Raw genomic sequence first — 1,503 nt, 5'->3', positions numbered from 1 at the left:
CTGTTTTTCCGTAATGTTTTAATTGTTTGATTACGATTTCTGAATTCAAAAAACATATGGATCGCACCTATTTTTATGATTTTCAACCTTTATAATTCTCCTCAAACCGCCAAGCATCCCGACACATAGCGATAATATCCCGTTTTGCAGTCCAGCCTAGTTCCCGCTTTGATTTGAAAAGTCAGCGTAGCACTCTGCAATATCCCCAGGTCTACGGTCAACAATTTCACATGGGACACGGGAATAGGTTCAGTGTCCCTTTCGCCCTGTGTTCCTTTAAAGACTACTCAACGTAGTGGATAGTTTCCATAAAAAGCTGTGTTAATAATTTGGTATTGAGGACGGACTGCATCATTGCTTTCATATATTTTTCCCGACTTATTGTTTCATAATTCCACTCTATCCCTTTAGAAAGTGCAAAGGCATGTATAAAAATTCGTATCGTTCTTCCATTTCCCTCACGAAAAGGATGAAGCATATTAAGCTCAGACTTGAAAAAAGCTAAACGACCAGCTGCTTCCTCCAATGAATGCCAATGCGGCTCCTCATTTATTTTTAAAAACAAATCTTTTGCATACTCATCAAGGTATTTCACTTGACAGAATCGGGTGCTCCCCTTCATTAATTGAACATTCCGAAACTCCCCAGCAAATGGATAAATATCTTGAAACAGGTGTTTGTGCAATTTTTTAAAATTCTCTAGAGTAAAAAAAGTTGGTCTATAGCCTTGTCGCTCTAATTCAGCTGCACGAAGCGAGAAGGATAATGCTTCGGCTTCCAGCAACTCTTCATAGGACTTTATTCCTAAAAGGTTATTTTCCAACAGATATTCATCATTATCTTGATTGTTATACTTTTCCACGGCTTAAAGTATCCTTAATAATAGCTGGTGTTATGGAAACTCCTGAATTGACAAGCTCTACCACTCTTTTTTGTAAAGATGGGCGAAGGGTAATATTTTCTAGGTGGAGGTTTTGGAGGATTCTTATAAATTCTTTAGATTCCATTTTTAGCTCTTTCATCGTTCATTCCCTTTCCAGTAATCCCTTTTTCTATATTATACAATTTCACCTTGATTTTAGCCACATTGTGTTACCCATAAAGGACACATCCTTACATTTTAATTATAGTCAGTTTTTTAACTTAACTTAGATCTGTCTTTCAATTTATACTAGCATCAATCTGAACGCATGTCTTTATTTCACACAATATATATATCCATTGTTTATAATTTCATTCTCTTTGCTTCTCGTTCTTACCACGGTACATTATCTAAGTAATCCCCACGTAAAACAGGCAATAGCTTTGACTTCAATGGTTCAGGAACATCTTTTAACTTCATATTATCTATTTTTAAAATATCAATGTTATCTACCTTCAGTTTCACAGCTAATTCTTGCGCTGTAAAATCCCTGTTTTTCCGTAATGTTTTAATTGTTTGATTACGATTTCTGAATTCAAAAAACATATGGATCGCACCTATTTTTATGATTTTCAACCTTT

At 35.3% G+C, this 1,503-nt stretch carries 3 protein-coding genes; all 3 read right to left on the bottom strand.

Features of this window, described 5'->3' with window-relative positions:
- Positions 1-283: 283 nt before the first annotated feature.
- The 3 genes from GX497_10225 to GX497_10215 all read right to left on the bottom strand — a co-directional run bounded on the left by GX497_10225 (position 284) and on the right by GX497_10215 (position 1,468).
- On the bottom strand, positions 284-862 hold the full coding sequence (locus GX497_10225; protein ID HHY73585.1) for a cell filamentation protein Fic: 579 nt from the start codon (positions 860-862) through the stop codon (positions 284-286).
- Positions 849-1,022 carry a Zn-dependent hydrolase gene (locus tag GX497_10220; protein HHY73584.1) on the bottom strand — a complete coding sequence of 58 codons (174 nt, stop codon included), beginning with the start codon at positions 1,020-1,022 and terminating at the stop codon, positions 849-851. Before GX497_10220 ends, GX497_10225 begins: the two co-directional genes overlap by 14 nt.
- Before the next feature lie 233 nt (positions 1,023-1,255).
- Entirely contained in the window at positions 1,256-1,468 is a 213-nt protein-coding gene (locus GX497_10215; GenBank protein HHY73583.1) for a transcriptional regulator, read from the bottom strand.
- Positions 1,469-1,503 lie beyond the last annotated feature (35 nt).

This window comes from Bacillus sp. (in: firmicutes) (assembly GCA_012842745.1).
In the GTDB taxonomy this organism is placed as follows: Bacteria; Bacillota; Bacilli; order Bacillales; family Bacillaceae_J; genus Schinkia.
The sequence above is the reverse complement of the archived record's forward strand: the minus strand, read 5'-3'. Positions and strand labels throughout refer to the sequence as shown.